Annotated in this window: 3 protein-coding genes and 1 pseudogene; 2 read left to right on the top strand and 2 right to left on the bottom strand. The window is 71.9% G+C overall.

Translation table 11 applies throughout. The features are described 5' to 3' along the window. A partial coding sequence (locus R6V09_RS46195) for a SpoIIE family protein phosphatase (protein ID WP_317887463.1) occupies positions 1-1,312 on the top strand: 1,312 nt, incomplete at its 5' end. A 3-nt stretch (positions 1,313-1,315) separates the two neighbouring features. Here R6V09_RS46195 and R6V09_RS46190 read toward each other — a convergent pair. After that, the gene (locus tag R6V09_RS46190; RefSeq protein WP_317887464.1) at positions 1,316-2,797 is read right to left on the bottom strand and encodes an MFS transporter; all 1,482 of its coding nucleotides are present in this window, start codon (positions 2,795-2,797) and stop codon (positions 1,316-1,318) included. 199 nt (positions 2,798-2,996) lie between these two features. On the opposite strand from R6V09_RS46190, the gene R6V09_RS46185 reads away from it, so the two are divergent. After that, positions 2,997-3,896: an amidohydrolase family protein gene (locus tag R6V09_RS46185; RefSeq protein ID WP_317887462.1), complete on the top strand. Its 900-nt coding sequence runs from the start codon at positions 2,997-2,999 to the stop codon at positions 3,894-3,896. 31 nt (positions 3,897-3,927) lie between these two features. On the opposite strand, the pseudogene R6V09_RS46180 reads toward R6V09_RS46185, so the two are convergent. Then, a pseudogene (locus R6V09_RS46180) lies at positions 3,928-4,782 on the bottom strand (BTAD domain-containing putative transcriptional regulator); the annotation flags it as partial.

The following is a 4,782-nucleotide window of genomic DNA, read 5'->3' as shown; positions in this document are numbered from 1 at the left end:
CGCGCCGGGGACGCTGCCGCCCGGCCGGCGGCTGATCATCGCCCCGCTGCACGGCCGCCACCACGTCATGGGCACCGTCGTCCTGCTGCGCCGCCCCGAGCGGTCCGCGTTCACCGGCGACGACCTCCTAGTCGCCTCCCAGCTGGCCACCCACACCGCGATCGGCGTCCAGAAGGCGGTGATGTACGGCCACGAGGCCTCCGTCGCGGACACGCTCCAGCGCACCATGCTCCCGTCGTCACTGCCGGAGCCGACCGGTGTCCAGCTGGCCAGCCGCTACCTGCCCGCGTCGAAGACCGCGCAGGTCGGCGGCGACTGGTACGACGCGATACCGCTGCCCGGCAACCGGGTCGCGCTGATCGTCGGCGACGTCATGGGCCACTCCATGACCTCGGCCGCGATCATGGGCCAGCTGCGCACGATCGTGCAGACCCTCGCCGGTCTCGACCTGCCCCCGCACGAAGTGCTGCACCACCTCGACGAACAGGCCCAGCGGCTCGGCAGCGACCACATCGCGACCTGCCTGTACGCGATCTACGACCCGATCTCGCACCGCCTCCTCATGGCCAACGCCGGCCACCCGCCGGCGGTGCTGCTGCGCCCGAACGGCCAGGCGGAGGTCCTGCGGGTGCCGCCGGGCGCCCCGATCGGTGTCGGCGGAGTCGTCTTCGAGTCGGTGGAGATGCCCGCGCCCACCGGCACGACCCTGGTGCTGTACACCGACGGCCTGGTCGAGTCCCGGGACATGGACGTGGGGACGGGTGTCGAGGCCCTGCGCACCCATCTCCACTCCACCCGGCACGGACACCGTCTGTCCTCGCTGGAGCGGTTGTGCGACCGCATCCTCGCCGCGCTGGCGCCGGGTCCACGCGACGACGACATCGCACTGCTTACCGCCCGTTTCGAGGGCTTCCCGCCGGACAGCGTCGGCTACTGGCACCTCGACCCGCACCCGCTCACCGCGGGCCAGGCCCGCCGGCTGACCCGTCGGGTGCTGCGCCGCTGGGGCCTGGACGCCCTGCTCGACACCACGGAACTCATGGTCAGCGAGGTCGTCACGAACGCCGTGCGCTACGCCTCGCGTCCGATCTCCCTACGGCTGCTGCGTACCGACGTGCTGCGCTGCGAGGTAACCGACGACTCGCCCCAGGTGCCCCGGATGCGGGAGGCGGGGCCGGGTGACGAGGGCGGTCGCGGACTGTTCCTCGTGGACCGGCTCGCGCAACGCTGGGGGGCGACGCGGCTGAGCACGGGCAAGGTGGTGTGGTTCGAGCAGCGGATCCCGAAGGTGCCGCCATATCACGGGAGTTGACGCTCAGACCGGTCCGACGCCCGTGCCGCCCTTGAGGCGTTCCAGGTCGGAGGCGCGTACCTGGATAACGACGACGGCGATCAGCGCGGCGACCACGGTGAAGATCGCGGCCATGACGAATGCGGCCGACGCTCCGGAGGTGAGGACCTGGTCGCCCCAGGTGCCCGGGAGTTGCCCGGTGCGCCGGAAGCGGAGGCGCTCGGCCGGGGTGGCCTGCGACAGGAACGCGGGGATCTGGTCCTTCGCCTCGTTCCTGCTGGCCGTGCCGAACATCGTGACCAGGATGGACAGTCCGAGCGAACCACCCACCTGCTGCATGGCGTTGAGGAGTCCGGAGGCCGCGCCGGTCTCCTGGACGGGGACGTCGGAGAGCGCCATCAGGGTCAGCGAGACGAACTCCATGCCCATGCCCAGGCTGAACACCAGCATCGGGCCGAGGACACTGCCCGCGTAGGTCGAGTGGACGTCCGTCAGCGTCAGCCAGGACAGGCCTCCCGCCGCGAGGATCGCGCCCAACACCATGAACGGCTTGGGCCCGTAGGTCGGCAGGAACCGTGAGGCCAGCCCCGCGCCGACCGCGATCACGGCACTGACCGGCAGGAAGGCGATGCCGGCCATGAGCGGGCTGAAGCCCAGCACGTCCTGCACGAAGAGGGTGAGGAAGAAGAACATGCCGAAGATCGCCGCGGAGAGGCAGAGCATGATGGCGTACGTCCCGGCCCGGTTGCGGTCGCGGAACATGTGCAGCGGGGTGATCGGCTGCCGGGACCGCCGCTCGACCAGGACGAACGCGGCGAGGACGACGACGGCCGCGCCGAACGAGGCCAGGGTGAGCCAGTCGCTCCAGCCCTCCTGCGCGGCCCGGATGAAGCCGTACACCAGCAGCACCATGCCCACGGTGGAGGTCAGCGCGCCGGTGATGTCGAAGTGGCCCGGGTGGCGTTCGGACTCGCGGATCCAGCGCGGGGTGGCGAGGACGATGAGCAGTCCGATGGGCACGTTGACGAAGAGCACCCACCGCCAGTTCAGCCACTCGACGAGGATCCCGCCCATCAGGAGCCCGATCGCGCCGCCGCCCGCCGAGACACCGGCGAAGACCCCGAACGCCCGGTTGCGCTCCGGTCCTTCGCGGAACGTCGTACTGATGAGGGCGAGGGAGGTCGGGGAGGCGATCGCGCCGCCGACGCCCTGGAGGGCACGGGCGGCGAGGAGTTCACCGGAGTTCTGGGAGAGCCCGCCGAGCAGGGACGCGAGCACGAAGAGCAGCACCCCGAACACGAACACGCGCCGCCGGCCGAGGATGTCGCCCGCCCTGCCGCCGAGCAGCAGCAGCCCGCCGAAGGTGAGGGTGTAGGCGTTGACGACCCAGGCCAGGCTGGTGGTGGAGAACCCCAGGGAACTCTGGATGTGCGGGAGCGCGATGTTCACAATCGTGATGTCGAGGACGACCATGAGTTGACACGCCGCGATGACCAGCAGCGCCATCGTGCTTCCGCCACCACCGGATTCCCGTGTGACGGTCTGGGTGCTCACCGTTCGACGGTACGCCCGGCCCCCGCGCCCCACCACTCGATCATCACCGGCCTAGCCGCTAGGTTCACTCATGACAGGACATGGGGAGAGACCATGGGTGACCGTGGTCGTCGTCGACGGGCACACTCAACGCCTTGGCGGGAGAAGCGACATGACCAACGTCGACGTACACCAGCATCTGTGGACCCCCTCGCTGGTGACGGCTCTGCGCGCCCGCCGCGAACCGCCTTGTCTCGACGGCTGGACCCTGTTCCTGGACGGTGAACCGCCCTTCGAGATACCGCCCGCCGACCATGACGTCGCCCGGCGCGCGGAACTCGCCGCCGCCGACGGTCTCGACCGGGTGCTCGTCTCCCTGTCCGCCCCGATCGGCGTGGAGTGGCTGCCCGGGGCCGAGGCACGGCCGCTGCTCGACGCCTACCACGACGGCGCGGCGGCACTGCCCGAGCCGTTCGGTGCCTGGGCCGCGGCCTGTGTGCGGGACATCGACGCGGCGGCGACCGCCAAGGACCTCGACCGCGGCTTCGCCGGACTTCAGCTTCCCGCCAACTCCCTTGCGGACGCGGCCGGTTACGATCGCTGCGCCCCGCTCCTCGACCTCCTGGAAGAACGCGACCTCCCCCTCCTCGTCCACCCGGGGCCCGCGGTGGGCTCCTCGGCGGACCCCGGCTGGTGGCCCGCGATGGTGCCGTACGTCCAGCAGATGCACGCTGCCTGGTACGCCTTCCACGCCTTCGGCCGCCCGCGCCACCCGCGCCTGCGGGTGTGCTTCGCACTGCTGGCCGGGCTCGCCCCGCTGCACGGGGAACGGCTGGCCGCCCGGGGCGGCGGACCCGGGCGGGCCGACCTCGGGGTGTTCGTCGAGACGTCGTCGTACGGCCCGACCGCCGTCGAGGCGACCGTCCGCGCCCTCGGCGTGAACGCCGTGGTCCAGGGCACGGACCGGCCCTACGCCGAGCCTCCGCGGCATCCGGGTCATGGGCTGGGCGGGGCGGCGGCGTACGCCTTCCGCATCGCCAATCCGCGAAGGCTGTTGACCGGGCAGGGATGAGGAGGGGCGACCCGATGGCTCCTCGCTCGTCCTACGTCGTGAACGTCCGGCGTCGTGCGTGTGCGGTCGCCAGGGCCGCCATGGCCTCACGGGCCCGGTCGGCCAGGTGGGTCGAGCCCCAGGCGCAGGCGATGTGCTCGGCCAGGGTGTAGTTGTCGGCCGCCGGACCGTCCTCGCCCAGGAGTCGGTACAGGTCGGCGAGGGCGTGGGCGAGGGGGCGGGTCGCGTAGGCGGCTCCGGCCGCGCCGGCGAGCTGGTCCCGGACCGGCAGCAGATGTGGGACGAGTGCCGACGCCGTTTCCAAGTCGCCGTGGAGCACCGCGAGTTGGGCGCGGAAGTCGAGCTCCAGGCCGTGCAGGTGGTCCGTCACGGGCTCCGGCGGGCAGCGCACCGCGAGTGACTCGTCCAGTCTGCCGAGGCGGGCGAGGATGAGGGCGAGTGCCACTCCGGCGGGGGCGCCGACGGTCTCGTACACCTTTCTCATCACCGGCTCGATCTCGGCCGCCCGGTCCTGGGCGAGCCGGATGGTGGTCAGTCCCAGCGTGCGCAGTCCGCGGGCGTGGTGCGAGCCGACGCGTCGCAGGAGGACGTCGGCCTCGGCGTATCCGGCCTCCGCCGTGTCGAAGCGGCCGGTGACCGTCGCCAGCATGGCCGAGGTCGCGACGCCCAGGCCCTGCGCCCACACCATGCGGTAGCGGTGGGCGAGTTCGAGTCCCCGCTCGGTGTGCCGGCGTACCGCGGCGGGGTCGTTGAGCGTGCCGGCTGTCATGCCGTCGAGGTGTTCGCAGACCCAGCGGTAGGCGGGCAGGTCGTGCGCGTGGGCGAGTCGGCGGAGTTCGGCGACCAGCGGGGTCCGCGCGGCGGCCTGTGTCTCCAGCGGCAGGAG

Source organism: Streptomyces sp. W16, from assembly GCF_033194735.1.
Taxonomy (GTDB): Bacteria; Actinomycetota; Actinomycetes; order Streptomycetales; family Streptomycetaceae; genus Streptomyces.
The sequence above is the reverse complement of the archived record's forward strand: the minus strand, read 5'-3'. Positions and strand labels throughout refer to the sequence as shown.